The 21842-nt window shown below is 71.6% G+C and carries 21 protein-coding genes; 12 read left to right on the top strand and 9 right to left on the bottom strand.

The genetic code is table 11. The annotated features are described in order from the left end of the window. From StrepF001_RS41830 to StrepF001_RS41810, 5 genes are all read right to left on the bottom strand, one after another. On the bottom strand, nucleotides 1–1158 hold a 1158-nt coding region (locus tag StrepF001_RS41830; RefSeq protein ID WP_346657019.1), incomplete at its 3' end, for a GAF domain-containing protein. Between the two features lie 113 nt (nucleotides 1159–1271). Beyond that, nucleotides 1272–1679, bottom strand: coding sequence for a peptide-methionine (R)-S-oxide reductase MsrB (gene msrB, locus StrepF001_RS41825; RefSeq protein ID WP_129803316.1), 408 nt, complete (start codon nucleotides 1677–1679; stop codon nucleotides 1272–1274). Nucleotides 1680–1693: 14 nt separating this feature from the next. Next, entirely contained in the window at nucleotides 1694–3082 is a 1389-nt protein-coding gene (murC, locus tag StrepF001_RS41820; protein WP_129803315.1) for a UDP-N-acetylmuramate--L-alanine ligase, read from the bottom strand. A 187-nt stretch (nucleotides 3083–3269) separates the two neighbouring features. Next, nucleotides 3270–3743 carry an indole-3-glycerol phosphate synthase gene (locus StrepF001_RS41815; RefSeq protein ID WP_206307126.1) on the bottom strand — a complete coding sequence of 158 codons (474 nt, stop codon included), beginning with the start codon at nucleotides 3741–3743 and terminating at the stop codon, nucleotides 3270–3272. Nucleotides 3744–3872: 129 nt separating this feature from the next. After that, complete coding sequence (locus tag StrepF001_RS41810; RefSeq protein ID WP_129803314.1) at nucleotides 3873–4640, bottom strand: pyrimidine reductase family protein; 768 nt, start codon at nucleotides 4638–4640, stop codon at nucleotides 3873–3875. 161 nt (nucleotides 4641–4801) lie between these two features. Between StrepF001_RS41810 and zapE the strand changes: the two genes are divergently transcribed. The 9 genes from zapE to StrepF001_RS41765 all read left to right on the top strand — a co-directional run bounded on the left by zapE (nucleotide 4802) and on the right by StrepF001_RS41765 (nucleotide 14601). Continuing rightward, complete coding sequence (gene zapE / locus StrepF001_RS41805) at nucleotides 4802–5899, top strand: cell division protein ZapE (RefSeq protein WP_129803313.1); 1098 nt, start codon at nucleotides 4802–4804, stop codon at nucleotides 5897–5899. A gap of 183 nt (nucleotides 5900–6082) precedes the next feature. Continuing rightward, complete coding sequence (locus StrepF001_RS41800) at nucleotides 6083–6511, top strand: hypothetical protein (RefSeq protein ID WP_129803312.1); 429 nt, start codon at nucleotides 6083–6085, stop codon at nucleotides 6509–6511. A 76-nt stretch (nucleotides 6512–6587) separates the two neighbouring features. Further along, nucleotides 6588–7169, top strand: coding sequence for a carbonic anhydrase (locus tag StrepF001_RS41795; protein ID WP_129803311.1), 582 nt, complete (start codon nucleotides 6588–6590; stop codon nucleotides 7167–7169). 8 nt (nucleotides 7170–7177) lie between these two features. Next, nucleotides 7178–8668: a SulP family inorganic anion transporter gene (locus StrepF001_RS41790; RefSeq protein WP_129803310.1), complete on the top strand. Its 1491-nt coding sequence runs from the start codon at nucleotides 7178–7180 to the stop codon at nucleotides 8666–8668. A 113-nt stretch (nucleotides 8669–8781) separates the two neighbouring features. Beyond that, the gene (locus tag StrepF001_RS41785) at nucleotides 8782–9606 is read left to right on the top strand and encodes a slipin family protein (protein WP_129803309.1); all 825 of its coding nucleotides are present in this window, start codon (nucleotides 8782–8784) and stop codon (nucleotides 9604–9606) included. 71 nt (nucleotides 9607–9677) lie between these two features. Next, entirely contained in the window at nucleotides 9678–10544 is an 867-nt protein-coding gene (locus tag StrepF001_RS41780; protein ID WP_129803308.1) for a polysaccharide deacetylase family protein, read from the top strand. Nucleotides 10545–10554: 10 nt separating this feature from the next. After that, nucleotides 10555–11271, top strand: coding sequence for an aminoacyl-tRNA hydrolase (locus tag StrepF001_RS41775; protein ID WP_129803307.1), 717 nt, complete (start codon nucleotides 10555–10557; stop codon nucleotides 11269–11271). A gap of 210 nt (nucleotides 11272–11481) precedes the next feature. After that, nucleotides 11482–12780: a DUF692 domain-containing protein gene (locus StrepF001_RS41770; protein ID WP_129803306.1), complete on the top strand. Its 1299-nt coding sequence runs from the start codon at nucleotides 11482–11484 to the stop codon at nucleotides 12778–12780. A gap of 195 nt (nucleotides 12781–12975) precedes the next feature. Further along, nucleotides 12976–14601 (top strand): alpha/beta fold hydrolase, encoded by a 1626-nt coding sequence (locus StrepF001_RS41765; protein WP_129803305.1) that lies wholly within the window; start codon nucleotides 12976–12978, stop codon nucleotides 14599–14601. On the opposite strand, the gene hemQ is transcribed toward StrepF001_RS41765, so the two are convergent. Both hemQ and hemG read right to left on the bottom strand, forming a co-directional pair. Continuing rightward, nucleotides 14602–15333, bottom strand: coding sequence for a hydrogen peroxide-dependent heme synthase (hemQ, locus tag StrepF001_RS41760; protein ID WP_129803304.1), 732 nt, complete (start codon nucleotides 15331–15333; stop codon nucleotides 14602–14604). Between the two features lie 5 nt (nucleotides 15334–15338). Continuing rightward, on the bottom strand, nucleotides 15339–16790 hold the full coding sequence (gene hemG, locus StrepF001_RS41755) for a protoporphyrinogen oxidase (RefSeq protein ID WP_129803303.1): 1452 nt from the start codon (nucleotides 16788–16790) through the stop codon (nucleotides 15339–15341). 160 nt (nucleotides 16791–16950) lie between these two features. Between hemG and StrepF001_RS41750 the strand changes: the two genes are divergently transcribed. Beyond that, on the top strand, nucleotides 16951–17931 hold the full coding sequence (locus StrepF001_RS41750) for a DUF4349 domain-containing protein (RefSeq protein WP_129803302.1): 981 nt from the start codon (nucleotides 16951–16953) through the stop codon (nucleotides 17929–17931). 27 nt (nucleotides 17932–17958) lie between these two features. Further along, nucleotides 17959–19359: an FAD-dependent oxidoreductase gene (locus tag StrepF001_RS41745; protein WP_129803301.1), complete on the top strand. Its 1401-nt coding sequence runs from the start codon at nucleotides 17959–17961 to the stop codon at nucleotides 19357–19359. Between the two features lie 87 nt (nucleotides 19360–19446). Here the strand turns inward: StrepF001_RS41745 and StrepF001_RS41740 are convergent, their stop codons facing one another. Further along, on the bottom strand, nucleotides 19447–19767 hold the full coding sequence (locus StrepF001_RS41740) for a hypothetical protein (RefSeq protein WP_129803300.1): 321 nt from the start codon (nucleotides 19765–19767) through the stop codon (nucleotides 19447–19449). Nucleotides 19768–19890: 123 nt separating this feature from the next. On the opposite strand from StrepF001_RS41740, the gene StrepF001_RS41735 reads away from it, so the two are divergent. After that, a complete protein-coding gene (locus tag StrepF001_RS41735) occupies nucleotides 19891–20715 on the top strand; it encodes a rhomboid family intramembrane serine protease (protein ID WP_129803299.1) in 825 nt (274 codons plus the stop codon). 1 nt (nucleotide 20716) lies between these two features. Here the strand turns inward: StrepF001_RS41735 and hemE are convergent, their stop codons facing one another. Continuing rightward, nucleotides 20717–21784 carry a uroporphyrinogen decarboxylase gene (gene hemE / locus StrepF001_RS41730; RefSeq protein ID WP_129803298.1) on the bottom strand — a complete coding sequence of 356 codons (1068 nt, stop codon included), beginning with the start codon at nucleotides 21782–21784 and terminating at the stop codon, nucleotides 20717–20719. Nucleotides 21785–21842 lie beyond the last annotated feature (58 nt).

Genomic DNA, 21842 nt, shown 5'->3' with positions numbered 1-21842 from the left:
CGACCCAGGAGCCGCCGAGACCGCAGACGAGCCAGCCGCAGGAGTCGCCGACACAGCAGACGAACCCGCCCCAGGGGCCGGCGCCACACCACGTGCGACCGACGCGGCGGAAGCCCCCGGCGTCGGGACCGGCGCCGCAGTCACCGTCGGGAGGGCGGCGGATACGGGCGTTGTCCCGGGCGCGGTGGGGCCGTCCGTTGCCAGTTCCACGTGCCGCAGTCGCGGGTCGCCGAGCACCCGGGCCTCGACCACGACGCCGGTCTCACCGGCATCACCCCTGATCGGCCGGCGCAGCAGGATCGCCACTCGGCCACCGGAGAGGGCCACCTCGTCGAAGGTGAGGTGCGGTGAGGCGATGAGCTCCTCGGCCTTCTCCCGCAGCACGGCGAGATCGAGCCGGCCGAGGTCCGCGCCGTCATGGACGGCCTCGGCGCCCATGGGCGCCTGCTCGGGCTGCCGCGGCCATGCGTCGCCGCCGTCCGCGGCATGCGAGGCCCGACGGTATGCGGTGAGCAGCGCCCGCTCCCGCTCCGTCGCCGCCTCCAGCAGCCGGGTCTCGATGTCCCGGGCGGCATCGTGCACCAGCCGCACCATGGCGGGGTCGCCCTCGTCCCGCAGACAGGTGAGGTCGAGGACGGCCTCGATACGCCCGCTGAGTGGATTCCGCACGGGTGCGCCCGCGCAGGTGAACAGGGACAGGCAGTCGGCGAAGTGCTCACGGCCGACGACGTAGACGGGCCGCCGCTCCGCCAGTGCGGTGCCCACGCCGTTGGTGCCGGCGACCTCCTCGGACGCGCAGAAGCCCGGGGCGAAGTTCACCTCGTCGAGCAGTGCGAGCAACTGCCGGTCGCCGCCGTGCCGCTGGACCAGGCGGGCCTGCCCGTCGCACAGCACGACCGCCATGCTCACCTTCTCGAACGACGCGGTCAGACGCTTGAGCACCGGTTCGGCGGCGCGCAGCAGCGGGTCCTCGACCGCGAGGTCCGGCGCGTAGGGGATCAGCAGCCGGTGCGGCTCGAGCCCCGCGAACCGGCACCGCTTCCAGGAGTCGAGCACCGAGTCGCGTACGTCCGACTCGACCCGTGCACCGGCCAGGAACCGCTCATGAGCATCGACGAGACCGCCGATGTCGTCCCATGCGACCGACAACGGGACCACTTCCTTCACCTGGAGGAGACCCCGGCGCACACCGTCGTTCGGCTCGCCCTGCGGGGAGATCCTCCAGGCGCTTCAACCCTAAACCTTGTGTGACACACGCCACAAACGTGCGTTCACTCCCCCTCGGGCTGCAACCTCAGGGAGATCGAGTTGATGCAGTACCGCTGATCCGTCGGAGTGGGATACCCCTCACCCTCGAACACATGCCCGAGATGGGATCCGCACCGCGCACACCGCACCTCGGTGCGCACCATGCCGTACGAGCGGTCCTCGACGAGCTCCACGGCGTCGGTGTCCTTCGGGTCGAAGAAGGACGGCCAGCCGCAGTGGGACTCGAACTTCGTGTCCGAGGTGAACAGCTCGGCACCGCAGGCCCGGCAGGAGTAGACGCCCTTGGTCTTGCTGTCGGTGTACTCACCGGTGAACGCGGGCTCGGTGGCAGCCTCGCGCAGTACGGCGTATTCGGCCGGCGTCAGCTCCGCACGCCACTGCTCGTCCGGCTTTTCGACGTCGTACGACATGAGCGTTCAGCCCCTCACTTCAACAGGCGGTCCAGGATGCGCGGGCCGAGGTCGGTGACATCGCCCGCGCCCATGGTCAGAACGAGATCACCGGCCTTCGCCATTCCCGCCACGATCTCGGGCACCTCCGCCTTGTCGTGGACGGGTGTCACGTCGGCGCCGGCCGCGCGGGCCGCCTCGATGATCAGTTCGCTGGTCACGCCGGGGATCGGGTCCTCACGGGCCGGGTAGATGTCCAGGACCACGGAGGCGTCGGCCAGGGCCAGGGACCGACCCATCTCCTTGCCGAGCTCCTGGGTGCGGGAGAACAGGTGCGGCTGGAAGACGACCAGGATGCGCGCGTCGCCCGCCGCCGCGCGCATCGCCTCCAGGTCCGCCGTCATCTCGGTCGGGTGGTGGGCGTAGGAGTCGATCACCTGAACGCCGGCTGCCTCGCCCTTCAGCTGCAGGCGCCGCTTCACTCCCGTGTACGCGGCCAGCGCCGGGGCCAGCTCCGCGGCCGGCACGCCGAGGGCCGCGCCCGCCGCGAGGGCGGCGACCGCGTTGTGGGCGTAGTGGCGGCCCGGGACGGAGACGGTGAAGGTGAGTTCCGCACCGTCCAGGAGGACCGTGACCTCGCTCTTCAGCCCTTGCGGCACGACCGACAGGACACGTACGTCGGCGTCGTCCGCCTCCCCGTAGGTCACCGTCCGCACGGTCCCGGCCAGCCGCCGGGTCAGCTCCCGCGCGCCCTCGTGGTCCGCCGAGATCACCAGCGTCCCGCCGGGCACGATCCGCCCGGCGAACGTCTCGAAGGACTCGTAGATCTCGTCCATCGACGCGTAGTTGGCGTGGTGGTCGAGCTCGACGTTGAGGACGATCGCCACCTCGGGCGCGTACTTGTGGAAGCTGCGGTCGCTTTCGTCCGCCTCGGCGACGAAGATCTCGCCCTCGCCGTGCAGCGCGTTGGAGCCGGGGGCGTCGAGGTCGCCGCCGATGGCGTACGAGGGGTGCAGGCCCAGCTCGGACAGCGACACCGCCAGCATCGAGGTGGTGGTCGTCTTGCCGTGCGTGCCCGCGACTGCGATCGGGCGCAGGCCGTCCATCAGGGCGGCGAGCGCGTCGGAGCGGTGGATCACCGGGATGCCCCGTTCGGCCGCCCGGGCCAGCTCCGGGTTGTCCGCGCGGATCGCCGACGACACCACGACACAGCTGGCGTCGTCCGCGAGGTGCTCGGCCGCATGTCCGATGTGCACGGTCGCACCCAGCGCGCGCAGGGCCTCGACGGTCTCCGACTCCTTCGCGTCGCTGCCGGCGACCTTGGCACCGCGCTGCGCGAGGATCTTCGCGATGCCCGACATCCCGGCGCCGCCGATGCCGATGAAGTGCGGTCGGTCCATGGCGGTAGGAAGGCCGGGTGCCATGCGTGTATCTCCCCAAGATCCGAATGCGACGATCAGCGCCCGCGAGCGAACGCGGGCCCCAGCCTATTGCCTGCGGCCGACAGCGCCTCACTAGGGCGCGTCCGGCGGATCAGGCCGGCTCCAAGGAGCGGTGACTGATCAGCGCAGGTGAGCGGGGGCGATGGGGGTCCCCCGCTCGAGCGAAGCCCTACGCCTTGCTGTGCGAGAACAACTTCAGCACGGGCACCCCCACCCGGTGCCGGGCCCGGGAAGCCCAGTCCCGGTGGAAGAACTCCTCCACGTAGTGGGGATCGGTCAGGACGATCACCTCGTCGGCACCGGTCTCCTCGACGAGGTCCTTGAGCACATCGAGCGGGTGGGCCTCGATCAGCCGCCCCTCGGCCTCGCTGCCCGAGGCTCGCAGCGCCTGCAGGGACACCTCGAGCGCCCGCTGCCCCTCGCTTCTGGCCGCCTCTCCCTCCGGGGTCTCCCCCTCGCGCACCGCCTCGTCGAGATCGCCGAGGGCGAGGTCGTCGATGGCGCGCAGCAACCGGTCCGCCTGCTCGCCGCGCGGCTGGAGCAGCACGTGGAAGGTGACCGGCTCGTCCCCGTGCAAGGTGGTGACGAACTCCACGTCGGCGGACGTCATGGCCTTCTCGATCATCAAAACGCTTGTGAACACCAGGCGCCCCTTCTCCTCCGTGGGCCGTACCAGGCCCTGCGGAAAACCATCCTCCCCGTGATCGCACGGGTACTGCGAGTCCTAAGTGTGCCCGGCGAAAGTTAAACGGAACGGACGATTCCGCCGTTCTCAGGACCGACGGTAACGGGAGAACAGAAACCCGGCCTCTTCCAGCAGGGACGCCAGGGCGAAACGCTGCGGTACCGCCACCGACGGCCCCCCTACGATTCGCTGCGCGTCGCCCGCGGCGAGCATCGGGGACACGGTCAGGCACAGCTCGTCGAGCACCCCGGCGGCCACCAGCTGGCCCAGCAGCCGTGGGCCGCCCTCGGTCAGCAGCCGCGTGTGCCCCAGCTCGGCGAGGGCCCGTACGGCCCGGGCGGGCTCCACTCCGACGCCGTCACCGGCGAGCACCACCCGGGCGCCGGCCTTCTCGGCCGCCACGATCCGGTCCGGGGCCGCGGCGGCGCCCGTGAGGACCAGGGTCGGAACCAGGGGCGAGGTGAACAGCGGAAGCGAGAAGTCCAGATCCAGACTCGCGGTGACCACCGCGATCGCGGGGGCGGGCCCCTGCCCGGCCGCCTTGCGCAGCCCCGCGAACTCCGCACGCGCGCGTGCCGGGCGATACCCCTCCTGACGGACCGTTTCAGCACCGACCACGACCACGTCCGCCAGCGCCCGGAGCGTGCCGAAGATCCGCATGTCGGTGGCGTTGGAGATGGGCTGCGAGCGACCGTCGTGCTGGGCGGCGCCGTCGAGCGTGCTCACCATGTTGGCCCGCACCCACGCCACCGGCTCTCCCGGCCGGGGCTCGGGATAGGCATAGGCGGCGGCCAGCTCGGCGAGGCTCCACTCGCGGTCGTCCGTCTGGTCGGTCACAGGGAACAGGCGTCGCATGCGGTGCAGTGTTCCACGCGAGGAAGGAACTGTCCGCCGACGGAGCCACGGCCGGCCCGAGGACGCGGGGCTCTGCCGGCCCGCGGTTCCCCACGTGGACCCGGCCACATACAGCCCGCAGCCCGCAGCCGAACCCGAGCCACCCCTTAGCATGGGTAAGCGTGTCCCCCTCTACCGCCGCCGGGCGGAGCCCGATAACCGAAGCCGGCCCGCTCTCCCTGTGCACCCGCGAGCCGCACGTCCCCGCGGACCGCCTGGTCGCCGAGATGGTGCCCCCGCCCCGCTTCGACTCGGTGCGCTTCAGTACCTACATCCCGGACCCGAACCAGCCCAGCCAGAGCGAGGCGGTAGGGGTCCTCGAGGGCTTCGCCACCGGCCTCGGCGCAGTGCCCGACACGGGCAGGCGCGGATTCTTCGGGTTCGGCAGGTCCAGGTCCCCCAAGCCCCCGGCGGGACCACGCGGCGTCTACCTCGACGGCGGCTACGGCGTCGGCAAGACCCACCTGCTCGCCTCCCTGTGGCACGCCACCCCGGCCGAGCCCGCACTGAAGGCGTTCGGCACGTTCGTGGAGCTGACCAACCTCGTCGGCGCTCTCGGCTTCCAGCAGACTGTGCGGACACTGTCCGGCCACCGCCTCCTGTGCATCGACGAGTTCGAGCTCGACGACCCGGGTGACACCGTCCTGGTCTCCACCCTGCTCGGCAAGCTGGTCGACGCGGGCGTCGCGCTCGCCGCCACGTCGAACACCCTGCCGGGCAAGCTCGGCGAGGGCCGCTTCGCCGCGGCCGACTTCCTGCGGGAGATCCAGGGCCTGTCCGCCCACTTCCGCACCCTGCGCATCGACGGCGAGGACTACCGCCACCGCGGCCTGCCGCAGGCTCCGGCCCCGTACTCGGACGAACAGGTGACAAAGGCGGCGTACGCCATGGAGGGCGCCTCGCTCGACGACTTCCCGCACCTGCTGGACCACCTCGCCCGGGTCCACCCCAGCCGTTACGGCGCCCTGACCGACGGCCTGAAGGCGGTGTGCCTGACGGATGTGCGACCGATTCCGGACCAGTCGACGGCGCTGCGGCTCGTCGTCCTCGCGGACCGGCTCTACGACCGGGAGGTTCCGGTCCTGGCCTCGGGACTGCCGTTCGATCAGCTGTTCAGCGAGGACATGCTGAAGGGCGGCTACCGCAAGAAGTACTTCCGCGCGATCTCCCGGCTGACCGCACTGGCCCGGGACGCGAAGCGCCTGGTCGACGCTCAATAGCGGACCAACCCCTCAGATTCAAGGGCTGAATCACGCCAAATCACCCTCGCTTTTGAGGCTCTCTTCGGGTCGAAACGCCGAGTTAACCCTGCAAACAACTTCGCAGGGTTAATGTCTTTCTTGACCAACCGTTGACCAACCGTTGGTACGGACTAGAAGCGTGAAAAAACCGGAGGGAGGCTCATGTTTCGAGGTAGGACGGCCTGCACGCTGTACTCGGCCCTGGCTGCCCTCCTGCTGACCCTCCCGTTCTTCACGTCCACGGCGTCCTTCGCACATGCGTACACAGCCCGTCATGCAGAGGCCGAGGCGCAGCCCGGAACCAACCCCTCCGGCAAGGCGCTGCGCGCCGAGGACGCCGCCTGCCACCACAACACGCAGTTCGGGGATCCGACCGGTCCCCTGCGTATCCGCGACCGCCACCGCGCGGTCGACTCCGCGCCCTGCGCGCCCGAGCGCCCTCCCCCAAGCTCTTCGAGCAGGGGGTACCCCCAGCCGGCGCGGGATCAGGGGACCGATTCCGACGCGGGCGTGCGCAACGCCGCACACGACCACGCGTCGAGACCCTCGACAGCCCACTCTCCGGCGGCACTTCAGGTCTTCCGCTGCTGAGAGCAGAGCAGTCCCCCCACCTCTGTCCTGCCCGCCCGACGCGCCCTGACGGCGCGCCAGGAGGAATCACCACATCATGCAGCCCCTCATCGACAACGCCCGCACGTTCGGACAGCGCCCTGAGGAGTTCGCTCAGCTTGCACAGGGCCAGTCCCCCGAGGTCCTGTTCATCACCTGCTCCGATTCCCGGGTCGTACCGGCCCTGATCACGGGCGCCCGCCCCGGCCAGCTGTTCGAGCTGCGCACCGCGGGCAACATCGTTCCCCCGTACACCTCCGGCCGCCCCACCGGTGAAGCGGCCACCATCGAGTACGCCGTGGAGGTGCTCGGCGTCCAGGACGTCGTGGTCTGCGGCCACTCGCACTGCGGTGCCGTCGGCGCGCTGGTGCGCGGCGACGACCTCGATGCCGTACCTGCCGTGCGCGACTGGCTGGCGCACGCCGCCGACGAGCCCAAGTCCGCCGACCCGGCGGACCCGACGGTCGCCGAGGCGGTGCAACAGCATGTGCTGGCCCAGTTGTTGCGCCTGCGCTCCTACCCGTGCGTCGAGCAACGGCTCGCGGACGGCCGGCTGCGGCTGCGCGGCTGGTACTACGAGGTGCACACCGGAACCGTGCGCGAACACCGCGCAGCCACCGACGCGTTCGAGGCGCTGTGAATCCCGTCATGACCAATTCCCCCCACAAACGCCCCCAGAAAAACCTCCACAAATACCCTTATTTCAAACAGGACTTCGGCGCCTCCATCGTCGTCTTCCTGGTCGCGCTGCCGCTGTGCGTCGGCGTGGCCGTCGCCTCCGGTGTCCCGGCCGAACTCGGTCTGGTCACCGGCATCGTGGGCGGCATCGTCACCGGCCTGCTGCCCGGCAGCAGCCTGCAGGTGTCCGGACCGGCCGCGGGGCTCACCGTGCTGGTCTTCGAAGCGGTCCGCGAGTTCGGGCTGCCCGCGCTCGGCGCGATCGTGCTCGCCGCCGGAGTGCTCCAACTCGTCATGGGCGCCCTGAAGCTGGGGCGCTGGTTCCGGGCCATCTCCGTCTCGGTCGTCGAGGGCATGCTGGCCGGCATCGGGCTCGTGATCATCGCGGGCCAGATGTACGCGGCGGCCGGCATGACGGCCCCGGCATCCGGCATCGACAAGATCACGGGGCTGCCGGAGGCGTTCGTCGAGGCCGTGGGCAGCACCACGGCACTGGCCTCGATCGCGCTCGGCGCGGGCACCGTGGCCGTGATGGTGCTCTGGAAGCGGCTGCCCGAGACCGTGCGGGCGGTGCCGGGTGCGCTCGCGGCGGTGGTGTTGGCCACGCTCGCCGCGCTCGCGTTCGATCTGCCGGTGGCCACCGTGGAGGTGCAGGGCCTGCTCGACGCTGTCCAGGTACCGGGCGCCGACGCCTTCGGCGAGCTGGCGAGCCCGGCAGCTCTCGGCACGGTCCTCGCCTTCGCACTGATCGCCTCCGCGGAGAGCCTGTTCAGCGCGGCGGCCGTGGACCAGCTGCACGACGGTGAGCGCACTCGGTACGACAAGGAACTGATGGCGCAGGGCGCGGGCAACGCGGTCTGCGGGGCACTCGGCGCGCTGCCCATGACCGCGGTCATCGTGCGCAGCTCGGCCAATGTCCAGGCGGGTGCGAAGACCAAGGCCTCCCGCGTCCTGCACGGCGTCTGGCTGCTGCTGTTCGCCGCGCTGCTGCCGGGCGCCCTGGCACTGATCCCGCTGCCCGCGCTGGCCGGCATCCTCGTCCACGCGGGCTGGAAGCTGATCCCGTTCCGGCAGATCGTGTCGCTGTGGCGGACACACCGCGGCGAGGCGCTGATCCTCGTCGTCACCGCGGTGGCCATCGTCGCCGTGAACATGTTCGAGGGCGTCCTGATCGGTCTGGCCCTGTCGGTCGCCAAGACCGCCTGGGAGGCCTCGCACATCAAGCTGGAGGTCATAGACAAGGGCGCCGGACCGGTCCAGGCGTACCTGTCCGGCAACGCGACCTTCCTGCAGCTGCCGAAGATACTGGACAGCCTGGAGGCGCTCCCCCAGGACCGGCCGATCGAGCTGGACCTGTCCGGCCTCCACCACCTGGACCACGCCTGCCGTACGGCGCTGGAGAGCTGGGCCGAGCGGCACAGCGCGTCCGACACCGAACCGGTCAAGGTCACCTCGCCCTGACCGGGGCCCGCATCGGGTCCGGGACCGAGCATGGCCCCGGACCCGATACCGGGCATATCTTTACAGGAGAAGGCTTTCACTCATTACGCTCCTCCGGGTGAGGGGGACGTCATATGCTCGACGAACTCCTGGCGGTGGCCGCGACGGTCGGTTCCGCGGGCGCGCTGTATCTCGCCGCAGCAGCGCGGGTGGTCAAACAGTACGAACGCGGTGTGGTGCTACGCCTCGGCCGGCTCAAAGGTTCCGTGCGTCCGCCCGGATTCACGATGATCATCCCGATCGTCGACCGGCTGCACAAGGTCAACATGCAGATCGTGACGATGCCCGTGCCCGGCCAGGAGGGCATCACCCGGGACAACGTGACCGTGCGGGTGGACGCGGTCGTGTACTTCAAAGTGGTCGACGCCGCCAGCGCGCTCATCAAGGTCGAGGACTACAAGTTCGCGGTCTCGCAGATGGCGCAGACCTCGCTGCGGTCGATCATCGGCAAGAGCGACCTGGACGACCTGCTGTCCAACCGCGAGAAGCTCAACCAGGGCCTGGAGCTGATGATCGACAGCCCGGCCGTGGGCTGGGGCGTCCAAGTGGACCGGGTCGAGATCAAGGACGTGTCGCTGCCGGAGACGATGAAGCGCTCCATGGCCCGGCAGGCGGAGGCCGACCGGGAGCGGCGGGCCCGGGTCATCAACGCCGACGCCGAGCTCCAGGCGTCCAAGAAGCTGGCCGAGGCAGCACAGCAGATGGCGGACACGCCCGCCGCGCTCCAGCTGCGGCTGCTGCAGACGGTCGTGGCCGTCGCCGCCGAGAAGAACTCGACGCTCGTACTCCCCTTCCCGGTGGAGCTGCTGCGCTTCCTGGAGACCCACACCATGGACCACCGCTCCACAGCACGAGCGGCGGACGCCACGCACGCGGTTCCGGAGATCGACGACAGCTGAGCGGGTGACATCGAAGGGACACCAAGGGACCGAATGCCCTGTTTATATGCTTTTCTGCTTATGTTCATTCGGTGATCCTTCCCGTACGACGTCTCACCGCCGTCTGCGTACTCGGCGCCGCCCTCGTCGGCTGCGGCGGCACCGAGCGCCCGCAGCCCCGTCCGGCCCGCCCGGGCCCGTCGGCCGCCGACTCCCGTGCGCCCGCCCTCGCCCAGGGCCCCGAAGGCCTCACCCCCGTCTTCACCAACGGGCCGCGCACCCAGGGCAGGACGGTCGCGCTCACCTTCGACGCGGACATGACCGCCGACCAGGGCCCCCGCGCAGCTGCGGGCGAACGTTTCGACAACCCCTCGCTGATCGCGACGCTGCGGTCGCTGCAGGTGCCGGCCACCGTGTTCATGACCGGACGCTGGGCGGAGGAGTACCCCGTCCAGGCCCGGAGCATCGGCCGGGACCCCCTCTTCGAGGTCGCCAACCACTCCTACAGCCACTACGCCTTCACGCCCGACTGCTACGGGCTGCCGACGGTCGCCGAGGACCGGATGCGGGCGGACGTGGAGCGGGCGTACGCCGCCTTCCGCAGGGCGGGCGTACCGGATCCGAAGCCGTACTTCCGCTTCCCCGGCGGCTGCTACGACCGGCGGGCACTGCGCGCGCTCGGCGGAGCCGGCCTGACCGCGGTGCAGTGGGACGTGGTGAGCGGGGACGCGTTCGCGACGGACGCCGACGCCGTGGCCCGGGACGTGCTGGACGGCGTACGGCCGGGGTCGGTCGTCGTACTGCACTGCACACGCAGCGCGGCCCCGACGACCGAGCGCGCGGTACGGGTGATCGTGCCGGAGCTGCGCCGGCAGGGGTACCGGTTCGTGAAGGTGTCCGAGCTGATCGGGGCCGCCCACGCGGCTCAGCCGCACACCGAGACCGCCCTGCGCCCCTGAGGTTGGCAGACTGGACGGCGTGACCAGCGAACTGAACGACAGCCCCTTCCGGTCCGAGTCCAGCGCCCGCGACACCGCGCCGCAGTTTGTGCTGCCGCTTGTCGTGCGGATCGAGCGAGGGGCGCCGCCTGCCCGGACCGACGCCCTGGAGACGGCCGCCCGTGCCGTCCTGGTGATGCTGAGTGACGAGCGGTCGCTGGGTGAGGGCGAGTGGGCACAGGCGATGCGGGACTGGCAGGACGCCCGGATCCGCAAGGTGGTGCGGCGGGCGCGTGGCGCCGAGTGGCGGCGGGCGGAGGCGTTGCCCGGCATCACGGTCACGGGCAAGGCGGCGGAGGTACGGGTGTTTCCGCCGGTTCCGCTCGACGGCTGGCCCAAGGAACTGGCGAAGCTCCAGGTCTCCGGCACCGACCTCGACGACCCGGAGCCGCCCGTCGAGGCGGACCGGAGCGCGCCGGTGCTGTGGCTGAACCCGGACGTGGAGATGTCGGCCGGCAAGGCCATGGCCCAGGCCGGTCACGGCGCCCAGCTCGCCTGGTGGGAGCTGTCGGACGAGGAGCGCGCGGCCTGGCGGGACGCGGGCTTCCCGCTGGCCGTGCGCACCGCCGACCCGGCCCGTTGGCGTGACCTCACCTCGATCGGGCTGCCGTTGGTCCGCGACGCCGGGTTCACGGAGATCGCGCCCGGTTCCTGCACGGTGGTCGCGGACCATCCGGCGCTGCGCTGAACGTTCCGTGGCCGGCCGTGAACGTCCGGGGTCTGCCGTCCGTACCTTCTGGCGCCGGCCACGCCAACCTCAAATGTTGCTCTGAACGTGCGCGCCGAAGGGTTCGTGCCCCGAGGCCGGGGCCATACCCCCCTCACGCCGGAACAGCGGGCCGTCGAAGGAGACGACACAGCGGATCCAGGTGGCAGATCGGACGTGAAGGAGGGGGCCATGGAGCGACTGGGGACCGGAATCGGGTGGCGGCCGGAGATCGCGGACGCCGTGGAAGCCATGCCGGGCGTCGACTGGGTCGAGGTCGTCGCCGAGAACGTCTGCCCCGGCCATCTCCCCGACGCGCTGCTGCGGCTGCGTGAGCGCGGGGTGACGGTCGTCCCGCACGGCGTCTCCCTGGGCCTCGGCGGCGCCGAGCGGCCCGACCCCGCACGGCTGACGGCCCTCGCCGAGCGGGCGGAGGCGCTGGGCTCGCCGCTGGTGACCGAGCACATCGCGTTCGTCCGGGCCGGCGGCCCGCTGACCGCGTCCCCGCCGCTGGAGGCCGGGCATCTGCTGCCGGTGCCGCGCACCCGGGACGCCCTCGACGTGCTGTGCGAGAACGTGCGCATCGCGCAGGACGCGCTGCCCGTTCCGCTCGCCGTGGAGAACATCGCGGCGCTGATCTCCTGGCCGGGCGAGGAGATGACCGAGGGCCAGTTCCTGTACGAGCTGGCCGAACGCACCGGCGTACGGCTCCTGATCGACGTGGCGAACCTGCACACCAACCACGTCAACCGTGGCGAGGACCCGGCCAAGGCGCTCGCCGAGATCCCGCTGGAGGCCCTCGCCTACGTCCATGTGGCGGGCGGCTTCGAACGCGACGGCGTCTGGCACGACAGCCACGCCCACCCGGTCCCGCAGCCGGTCCTCGACATCCTGACCGACCTCGCGTCCCGTGTCTCACCGCCGGGAGTGCTGCTGGAGCGGGACGAGAACTTCCCCGAACCGGCGGAGCTGGAACGGGAGTTGGTGTCGATTCGGGATGCCCTGGAGGAGGGGCGGGCAAGGGGCGGTGAGCCGGACCGAGCCGCTCTCCCGACGGCCGGGCCGGCCCCCTCGACGCAGGCCTGCGGCCCCGCTCGCCAGCGGCTCGGCCTCGCGCAGGCCGCACTGCTGTCCGCGCTCGTCGCCGGTACGCCCGTGCCGGAGGGGTTCGACCGGGTGCGACTCGGGGTGCAGGCGCGGGCGCTGGCCGGGAAGCGGGCGGACGTGGTGGCGAAGGTCGCACCGGAGCTGCCGGAGATCCTCGGTGACGCCTACCGGCCCGCCTTCCTCGCGTACGCCCACCGGCACCCGATGACCGGCGGCTACCAGCGCGACGCACTGCACTTCGCCGAGCAGCTGCTGCTCGCCGAGCGGCCCGAAGGCGCCCGCGCGCGGCGGGAGTTGCGCCAGTGGTGGCTGGACCGGGCGGGTACGACACCACGTCCGCGCTCCCGCATGGCACGCGCCCGCCGGGTACTGCTCCGCCGCTGACCGGGCCTCAGCCGGGGCCCCGCCTCCCCCGCCCGGCTCGAGGCCCACCCGTACTCGCCGTGGTTCTCCCCGGCCGGACAGCGCCTGGGAGCATACGGGCGCATTGGCGCCGACACCGGCCGGTTGGTACTTGCCTTCACCCACAATCGCCCGAAATATCCCCTTTGTCGCTGCCGCGCTCCGAAGGGATACGCGATGAGAGCTGCCGTTCTCTACACGGCCGCCGGTTCCTTGCTCCTCACCACGCTCGTCGCCGCCCCGGCCGGCGGCGCACCCGGCGCCCCGGACAGGGCGGCCGAGACGCGCGGCACCGCCCTGGCCGCCGCCCGCGCACAGGCCGAGGGCATCGACTTCGGCAAGTGCCCCGACGCCCAGGACCTGCCGGGGACCATGGAGTGCGGCACGGTCACCGTCCCGCTCGACTACGCCAAGCCCCGCGGCAAGCAGATCGAACTCGCCGTCAGCAGAGTACGGGCCACCCATCGCGACCCGCACAACAGCAAGCGCAAGGTGCCGCGGCAGGGCGCCCTGGTCTACAACCCGGGCGGTCCGGGCGCCTCCGGATACCACTTCCCGCTGGTCGGCCGACTTCCTGAGTGGAAGCGTCTCGCGGCCGCGTACGACCTGGTCGGCTACGCCCCGCGCGGCGTCGGCCGTTCCGCACCCCTGTCCTGCCAGGACCCCAAGCACTACTTCAAGGCGCCCTCGCAGGCACCGACGCACCCCTCGGAGTCGTACAAGCAGGAGCGCATCGCGGGGGCGAAGGCCTACGCCCGCGGCTGCGCCCAGCGGTCCGGAAACGCGCTCAGGCACTACCACTCCCTCAACAACGCCCGCGACCTGGACGTCCTGCGCGCGGCGCTCGGCGAGCAGAAGCTGACCTTCGTGGGCGCGTCGTACGGCACCTACTTCGGGGCGCTGTACGCGACGCTGTTCCCCTCCCACGTACGGCGCATGGTGTTCGACGCCGCGGTGAACCCCCACCCGGCGCAGATCTGGTACCGCAACAACCTCGACCAGTCGGCCGCGTTCGAGGGGCGCTGGACGGACCTGAAGGCGTGGATCGCGGAGCACGACACCGTGTACGGGCTGGGCGCCACCGCGAGGGAGGTGCAACGCAGCTACGACGCCGCACGGGCGCGGCTCGCCGCCGAGCCGGCCGGCGGCAAGGTCGGGCCGGGGCAGTTGCAGAACATGTTTCTGGAGGCCGGGTACTACGACCACTTCTGGCCGCGCCGCGCCGAGGCGCTGTCGGCCTATCTGAAGGGCGATCCGCGGCCGCTGGTCGACCTGGCCGCGCCGAAAAAGGAGAAGGCGGTGGAGGCGGAGAACTCCAGGGCGGTCTACACGGCCGTCGAGTGCAACGACGCACCCTGGCCGACGGACTGGAAGGTCTGGGACCGGGACAACACCCGGCTCGCCCGCGTGGCACCGTTCGAGACCTGGGACAACGCGTGGATGAACCTGCCGTGCGCCTACTGGCCGGCGCCGCGTCAGCAGCCCCTCGACGTGCGGACCGGGCCGGGAGAGCTGCCGCCGACGCTGATCCTCGCCGCCGAGCGGGACGCGGCCGCCCCGTACCGCGGTGCCCTCGAACTCCACCGCCGGCTGTCGGGCTCCGTCCTGGTGACCGAACGGGACGCCGGCACGCACGGCATCGCGGGCGGCGCGAACCCCTGCGTCAACGGCCATATGGAGGCGTACCTGCTGCAGGGCCGTCTCCCGTCGGGCCGGGCGGCCTGCGCACCGCACCCGGAACCGAAGCCGACGACACCGGGCGACCGCACCCCGAAGGCAACGGCCACCCGGCCCACACACTGATCAGGCGAGGCCTGCGACCAGCTCCGTCACGGACTTCCGGCGCCCGGTGAAGAAAGGCACCTCCTCGCGGACGTGCCGCCGGGCCTCCGAGCCGCGCAGGTGGCGCATGAGGTCGACGATGCGGTACAGCTCGTCGGCCTCGAAGGCGAGGATCCACTCGTAGTCGCCGAGGGAGAACGAGGCGACCGTGTTGGCGCGCACATCCGGGTAGCCGCGGGCCATCTTGCCGTGGTCGGCGAGCATCCGGCGGCGGTCCTCCTCGGACAGGAGGTACCAGTCGTAGGAGCGCACGAAGGGGTAGACGCTGACGTAGTCGCGGGGCGTCTCGTCGGCGAGGAACGCCGGGATGTGCGAGCGGTTGAACTCGGCGGGGCGGTGCAGCGCCATGTTCGACCAGACCGGCTCCAGGGCACGGCCGAGCCGCGTGCGGCGGAAGAGGTTGTACGCCTCCTGCAGCTGGTCGCTGGTCTCGGCGTGCCACCAGATCATCAGGTCGGCGTCGGCACGCAGCCCGGAGACGTCGTAGGTGCCGCGGACGGTGACGTCCTTGGCGGCGAGCTGGTCGAACAGCTCCTGGACCTCGTCGGCATAGCCCGCGCGGTCCTCGGGCAGTACGTCCTTCAGCTTGAACACGGACCACAGGGTGTAGCGGATGACCTCGTTGAGGTCCTTGGCCAGCTTGCCCTTGTTCGGGATCCGAGCAGGGCCGGTGGTGGGGGCGTCGTCACTCATGTCCCTTATTCTCCCGCTCCGCCGTGCAGACTCTGCACCGGGTTCGCGGTGAGCTCCTGAACAGCGCCCAGGTCGCCGTGGATCTGGTCCACCGCGGCGTACGCGCTCGCGATGCACGCCGGGATGCCCACGCCGTCGTACACCGCGCCGCACACGGCCAGTCCCGGCAGCTTGCCGATGTGCTCGCGGATGCGGGCCACGCGCGCGTGGTGGCCGACGGGGTACTGGGGCAGGCCGTCGGACCACCGGGTGACGCGGGTCTCGACGGGGGTCGCCGCCAGGCCGGTCGCCGCGCGCAGGTCGGTGCGCGAGGCCTCCACGAGCCCGGCGTCGTCACGCTGGAGGATCTCCGTCTCGCCGTACCGCCCGACGGAGGTGCGCAGCACGACCAGGTCCGGGTTCTCGTCGGCGATCCAGCCCCACTTCTGCGAGGCGAACGTCGACGCCTTGATGGTCCGCCCGTCGACCGGCGGCACCAGGAACCCGCTGCCCTCGGGTAGGTGCGCCTCGGTCCTGCGGTAGGCGAGGGTGACCAGGGCCATGGACGCGTACTCGACGGCGGCGAGCTCGGCAGCGGCGGCGGGGGCCTCTGCGCGCAGCAGCCCTGCTGCGGCGGGCGCGGGCGCGGCGACGATCACGGCGTCGGCGTGCAGCACCCGGTCACCGGCGACGATCCGCCACCCGGCCGGCTCCCGGCGCAACTCCGTCACGGGTGCCCCGGTCACGATCTCGCCCTCGCGGGCGCGCACCGACTCCGCGACGGCGAGGGGCAGGCTGCCCACGCCGCCGCGGATGCCCATGAACACCGGCCCGGTCTGCTGGGCCGCGGCCGCCCCGGCCTGGATCTCCCGCACCCCCTCGGTGAGCGAGGTGTGGGTGCGGGCGGCCTGGAAGAGCTGGGGGACGGCCGACCGCATCGAGATGCGGTACGCGTCACCCGCGTACACCCCGCCCAGCAGCGGCTCCACCAGGCGGTCGACGACCTCGCGGCCGAGCCGCTCCGCCACGTACTCCCCCACCGCCACGTCGTCGCCGACCTCGGTGCGGGGCAGGTCGGCGTCGCGCTCGATGCGGTGCAGGCCCTCGTCGGACAGGACTCCGGAGAGGGCGGACGCGGTGCCGGGCACGCCCATGACGTGGCCCTTGGGCATGGGGCGCAGGGCGCCGCGGGTCCACAGCGAGGCGGACGCGGTCGCCGGCGGCTGGAGCCGGTCGGTCAGCCCCGCCTCGCGGGCGAGGGCCACCGCCTCGGGCCGGCGCGCCAGCATCGACTCGGCGCCCAGGTCGACCCGCACGCCCGCGATCTCGCCGGGCAGCAGCTTCCCGCCGACCCGGTCCGACGCCTCCAGCACGGTCACCCGCGCCCCCCGCGCCAGCAGCCGGTGCGCCGCGGCCAGCCCGGCGATTCCGGCTCCGATGACGACGACATGCCCGGCGTCCGTGCCTGCTCCGTTCATGGCTCCACCTTCTCAGACTCCACTGACAGTCCCGCCGCGACCCCGTGGCCCCACCGAGTCCCGACCGTGACCGCATCGGGACCGGCCCGGTCAAACGTCCCGCCCCTTCCCGGCGTCGAAGAAGCGTCAGTCGTCACGACCCTCGGGGGGATGCACCCACATGCGCGCACGACGTTCCGTACGACGGCCGGCCCAGGCCCTGGCCGGGATTCTGATCGCCGCCGCCCTCGCCCTCACGGGCTGCACCGGCGCGGACGACACCGGAGGCGACAGCAGTGCCGGCGAGGCCGCGGCCCAGGCCGATTCCAAGGCCGGCGTCCCCGACAGCGGCGGCCGTGCCGACTCGGGCCGCGCCACCGCGCCGCCCCGGCTCGGCACGAGCGACATCATCCACACCGCCTCCCTGACCGTGCAGGTCAAGGACGTGCCCAAGGCGCTGGACGACGCCCGCGCCACCGCCGAGAACGCCGACGGCTACGTCGGCAGCGAGACCACCACGCGGGACGAGAAGGGCAACGAGCGCACCCGCGTGGTCCTGCGCGTGCCCGCCGACCGGTACGAGAACGTCCTGACCGATCTGGAGGGCGCCGGCAAGCTCCTCGACCGCACCGCGAAGGCACAGGACGTCACCGACCAGGTCGTCGACGTGGAGAGCCGGATCAGGACGCAGCGCGCCAGTGTCGCCCGGATCCGCGAGCTGATGGACCGGGCGACCAAACTCAGCGACGTGGTGGAGCTGGAGGGCGAACTGAGCGGCCGCCAGGCCGACCTGGAGGCGCTGCTCGCCCAGCAGGCGTCCCTGAAGGACCGTACGAGCCTGGCCACCATCACGCTCTCCCTGTCCGAGACGCCGGTGAAGAAGGCCGCCGAGGGCGACGACGATCCCGGGTTCGTGGACGCGCTGACGGGCGGCTGGGACGCGTTCGTGGCGATGCTGCGCTGGATCGTCGTGGCCGTCGCCGCGGTGCTGCCGTTCGCTGCCCTGGCCGCCCTGCTCGTCCTGCTCTGGCTGCGCCTCGTACGGCCCCGGCTGTCGGACCGCCCGGCCGCGGAGAACGCGATGACGGCGCTGGGTCCGCTGCCCACCGCCCGGCCTGCGCCGGAGAGCGCCGGGCAGGAGCAGCGGGGCGAGCAGGACTGAAACGCGCGGTCCCCGTAGCGTGTCCGCATGAGCATGAGCCGTGGCAGCAACGGGGCAGAGCGCCTGGTCGTGATCGGCGGTGACGCCGCGGGGATGTCCGCGGCGTCACAGGCCCGCCGGCTGAAGGGCCCGGACGAGCTGGAGATCGTGGCCTTCGAGCGCGGCCACTTCACCTCCTACTCCGCATGCGGCATCCCGTACTGGGTGGGCGGCGATGTCTCCGACCGGGACGAGCTGATCGCGCGCACTCCGCAGGAGCACCGCGCGCGCGACATCGACCTGCGCCTGCGCACGGAGGTCACGGAGATCGACGTCGAGAAAGGGGGAGTACGCGCGCGTGACGTCGATTCCGGGGAGGAGTCCTGGACGCCGTACGACAAGCTCGTGATCGCCACCGGCGCCCGCCCGATCCGCCCCGACCTGCCGGGCATCGACGCCCTCGGCGTCCACGGGGTGCAGACCCTGGACGACGGCCAGGACCTCCTGGACACCCTCACATCCGCGCGTGGCCGGCGTGCGGTCGTCGTCGGCGCGGGCTACATCGGCGTCGAGATGGCCGAGGCGCTCATCAACCGCGGCTTCGAGGTGACGGTCGTCAACCGTGGCAGGGAACCGATGTCCACCCTCGACCCGGACATGGGCCGCCTGGTGCACCGGGCCATGGAGGGCCTGGGCATCACCATGGTCAACGACGCCGAGGTCACCAAGCTGCACATGGGCGAGGACGGCCGGGTGCGGGCGGTGGCCACGGCGGACGCCGAGTACCCGGCGGACGTCGTCGTGCTCGGCATCGGCGTACACCCGGAAACCGCGCTGGCGAAAGCGGCGGGACTGCCCCTCGGCGAGCACGGAGGGCTGCTCACCGACCTGGCGATGCGGGTACGGGGGCACGAGAACATCTGGGCCGGCGGCGACTGCGTGGAGGTCCTCGACCTCGTCTCCGGCCGCGAACGGCACATCGCGCTCGGCACCCACGCCAACAAGCACGGCCAGATCATCGGTGCGAACGTCGGAGGCGGCTACGCCACGTTTCCCGGCGTGGTGGGCACGGCGGTGAGCAAGGTGTGCGATCTGGAGATCGCCCGGACCGGGCTGCGCGAGAAGGACGCCCGGCGGGCGGGGCTGCAGTTCGAGACGGTGACAATCGAGTCCACCAGCCGCGCCCGGTACTACCCGAGCGCCTCCCCCATGACCGTCAAGATGCTCGCCGAGCGCCGCACCGGGCGGCTTCTCGGCGTGCAGATCGTCGGCCGGGAGGGGGCGGGCAAGCGGGTGGACATCGCGGCGGTGGCGCTGACCGCCGGTATGACGGTGGAGCAGATGACGGCGCTGGATCTGGGGTATGCGCCGCCGTTCTCGCCGGTGTGGGATCCGGTGTTGGTCGCGGCGAGGAAGGCGGCAGCGGCGGTGCGGAACAAGACACCTTAGGGGCAGTACCCCAGGGGAACTGCGCGAACAGCCACGGACAACCCGCACCCGGCGCACAACGCACGGTTTACGGCGCCATCCGCACCGCTACGCCGTGCCGTTGATCCGGTCGATCGCCTGCCGTGCCTGCTCCGCCGGCGGGCGTGACGGCAGCGACGACACGGATGCGGCGGACGGCATGGCAGTCGGCTGAGCCCCCGCCGGTTTTGCGTGCGCGCCCGGGGACACGGATCGCAGCCGGTGGCTCACCGCCTCGTCCAGCGTCACCGGCCGCTGCAACTGCTGCGCCAGCCGGCCAGCCTCCTGGCCGAGCCGGGCGACGTCCTCCCAGGGGAGGTGGACCACCAGCGCCATCTGTGCCTCGCCGTCGGGCGTGGCCTGCATCGCAGGAGTAACTCGGTCGTTCATCGCCTGTTCCTCACGTCGTCCCGCGACGCGCCTCGCCGTGCCGCGGCCGGTCGAGAAGACATACGCACACCCGGACGGCCGCGTTCACCGGTTCGGCGGACGTATCGCGGGCACTACTTCCTTGTGGTCATCCCCGTCCATGACGTGAACCCGGCGCGCCGCACGCCCTGGGTGACATACGCGCTGATCGTGGCGAACGTCGTCGTGTTCCTGTCCATGCCCGGCATGGCGGGTTCCGTGGCGGGCGACGGCAGCCTGGCGCAGCTGTGCCATCTCCAGGCCTACCTGGACCAGTACGCCGTGGTGCCACGCGAACTGATTCATCATCAGATGCCGCGGCTGGTGCCCACCGGCGACATCGCGGTGGGCCCGCAGGGCCCGGGCTGCGTGGTCGGCCCGCCGGGTTACGACAAGTCGCCGGAACTCAGCGTCCTCACCGCGATGTTCCTGCACGGCAGCTGGCTGCACCTGCTGGGCAACATGCTCTTCCTGCTGATCTTCGGCAACAACATCGAGGACCGCATGGGCCATGTGCGGTTCACGCTCTTCTACGCCGTCTGCGGCTATGCGGCCTCGTACGGCTTCGCGCTCCTCAACGACGACTCGTCCGAACCGCTGATCGGCGCGTCCGGGGCGATCGCGGGGATCCTCGGCGCCTATCTGGTGCTGTACCCGAAAGCCCGGGTGTGGGTCCTGGTGCCGTTCCTGATCTTCCTGCCGCTGCGCCTGCCGGCCTGGCTGGTGCTGGGCTTCTGGTTCGGGCTCCAGGCGGTGTACTCCTCCGGCGAGGGCGTCTCCGACGCGGGCACCGTGGCCTACGCCGCCCATATCGTCGGCTTCCTCGCCGGCATGCTGCTCGCCTGGCCCCTGAAGCCGGGCACGCCACCGCCGCCGGAACCGCGCGGCCTGCTGTTCGGCAGGCGGGCACGGCCCCGGCAGACGTGGTGAATCAGCGGGCCGTCCGCGTGTGCACGTACTCCACGAGGCGGGTCAGCGCGTCCGGGTTCGTGGACGGCATGACGCCGTGGCCGAGGTTGAAGACATGGCCCTCCAGCTGCGCCGCCGCCTCCAGGACCTCGCGGGTCTTGGCCTCGACGGCCTCCTGCGGGGCGAACAGGACCGTCGGGTCGAGGTTGCCCTGGAGCGCCTTGCCGGGACCGACGCGGCGGGCGGCCTCGTCCAGCGGGACCCGCCAGTCGACGCCGACGACGTCCGCACCGGCCTCGCCCATCAGGCCCAGCAGCTCGCCGGTGCCGACGCCGAAGTGGATGCGCGGGACGCCGTACGCCTCGACCGCGCGGAAGACCTTTGCCGAGGCGGGCAGGACGGAGCGCCGGTAGTCGGCGGGGGCGAGAGCGCCGGCCCAGGAGTCGAAGAGCTGGACCGCGCTCGCGCCCGCCTCGATCTGCACCTTGAGGAACGCGGCGGTGATGTCCGCGAGGCGATCGAGCAGGTCGGCCCAGAGCTCGGGGTCGCCGTACATCATCGCCTTGGCGTTCTCGTACGTGCGGGACGGGCCGCCCTCCACGAGGTAGCTCGCCAGGGTGAACGGGGCGCCCGCGAAGCCGATGAGGGGCGTCTGACCGAGCTCGGCGGTCAGCATGCCGATCGCCTCCGTGACGTAGGACACGTCCTCCGGGGTCAGATCGCGCAGCTGGGCGAGGTCGGCACGGGAACGGATCGGGCGCTCGACGACCGGACCGACACCGGGCTTGATGTCCAGGTCGACGCCGATGGCCTTGAGCGGGACGACGATGTCGCTGAAGTAGATCGCCGCGTCCACGTTGTGCCGCCGCACCGGCTGCAGCGTGATCTCGGTGACCAGCTCGGGCCGCATGCAGGACTCGAGCATCGGGATGCCCTCGCGCACCTTGCGGTACTCGGGCAGCGATCGCCCGGCCTGCCGCATGAACCACACGGGCGTGTGCGGCACGGGCTCGTGCCTGCACGCCTTCAGAAAGGCGGAGTCATACGTCGCTGTCGGCTGCTTGCCCGTGGGGCTTCCGTTCGCACTCACGACGGAAAGTCTCGCACGCCGCACTGACAACGGGGGCAGGGGGCAGCCGGCCTCGAGG

Source organism: Streptomyces sp. F001 (assembly GCF_004187715.1).
Lineage (GTDB): Bacteria > Actinomycetota > Actinomycetes > Streptomycetales > Streptomycetaceae > Streptomyces > Streptomyces flavusporus.
This window is presented reverse-complemented; position numbering and strand designations above follow the sequence as displayed.

Bases quoted from the DNA above. Each gene is read 5' to 3' on its own strand.
- StrepF001_RS41750 (WP_129803302.1), top strand. From the start codon at position 16,951: ATGCGCGCACGACGTTCCGTACGACGGCCGGCCCAGGCCCTGGCCGGG.
- hemQ (WP_129803304.1), bottom strand. From the start codon at position 15,333: ATGAGTGACGACGCCCCCACCACCGGCCCTGCTCGGATCCCGAACAAG.
- StrepF001_RS41800 (WP_129803312.1), top strand. From the start codon at position 6,083: ATGTTTCGAGGTAGGACGGCCTGCACGCTGTACTCGGCCCTGGCTGCC.
- StrepF001_RS41745 (WP_129803301.1), top strand. From the start codon at position 17,959: ATGAGCATGAGCCGTGGCAGCAACGGGGCAGAGCGCCTGGTCGTGATC.
- hemG (WP_129803303.1), bottom strand. From the start codon at position 16,790: ATGAACGGAGCAGGCACGGACGCCGGGCATGTCGTCGTCATCGGAGCC.
- StrepF001_RS41795 (WP_129803311.1), top strand. From the start codon at position 6,588: ATGCAGCCCCTCATCGACAACGCCCGCACGTTCGGACAGCGCCCTGAG.
- murC (WP_129803315.1), bottom strand. From the start codon at position 3,082: ATGGCACCCGGCCTTCCTACCGCCATGGACCGACCGCACTTCATCGGC.
- msrB (WP_129803316.1), bottom strand. From the start codon at position 1,679: ATGTCGTACGACGTCGAAAAGCCGGACGAGCAGTGGCGTGCGGAGCTG.
- StrepF001_RS41810 (WP_129803314.1), bottom strand. From the start codon at position 4,640: ATGCGACGCCTGTTCCCTGTGACCGACCAGACGGACGACCGCGAGTGG.
- StrepF001_RS41770 (WP_129803306.1), top strand. From the start codon at position 11,482: ATGGAGCGACTGGGGACCGGAATCGGGTGGCGGCCGGAGATCGCGGAC.
- StrepF001_RS41765 (WP_129803305.1), top strand. From the start codon at position 12,976: ATGAGAGCTGCCGTTCTCTACACGGCCGCCGGTTCCTTGCTCCTCACC.
- StrepF001_RS41790 (WP_129803310.1), top strand. From the start codon at position 7,178: ATGACCAATTCCCCCCACAAACGCCCCCAGAAAAACCTCCACAAATAC.
- StrepF001_RS41740 (WP_129803300.1), bottom strand. From the start codon at position 19,767: ATGAACGACCGAGTTACTCCTGCGATGCAGGCCACGCCCGACGGCGAG.
- StrepF001_RS41785 (WP_129803309.1), top strand. From the start codon at position 8,782: ATGCTCGACGAACTCCTGGCGGTGGCCGCGACGGTCGGTTCCGCGGGC.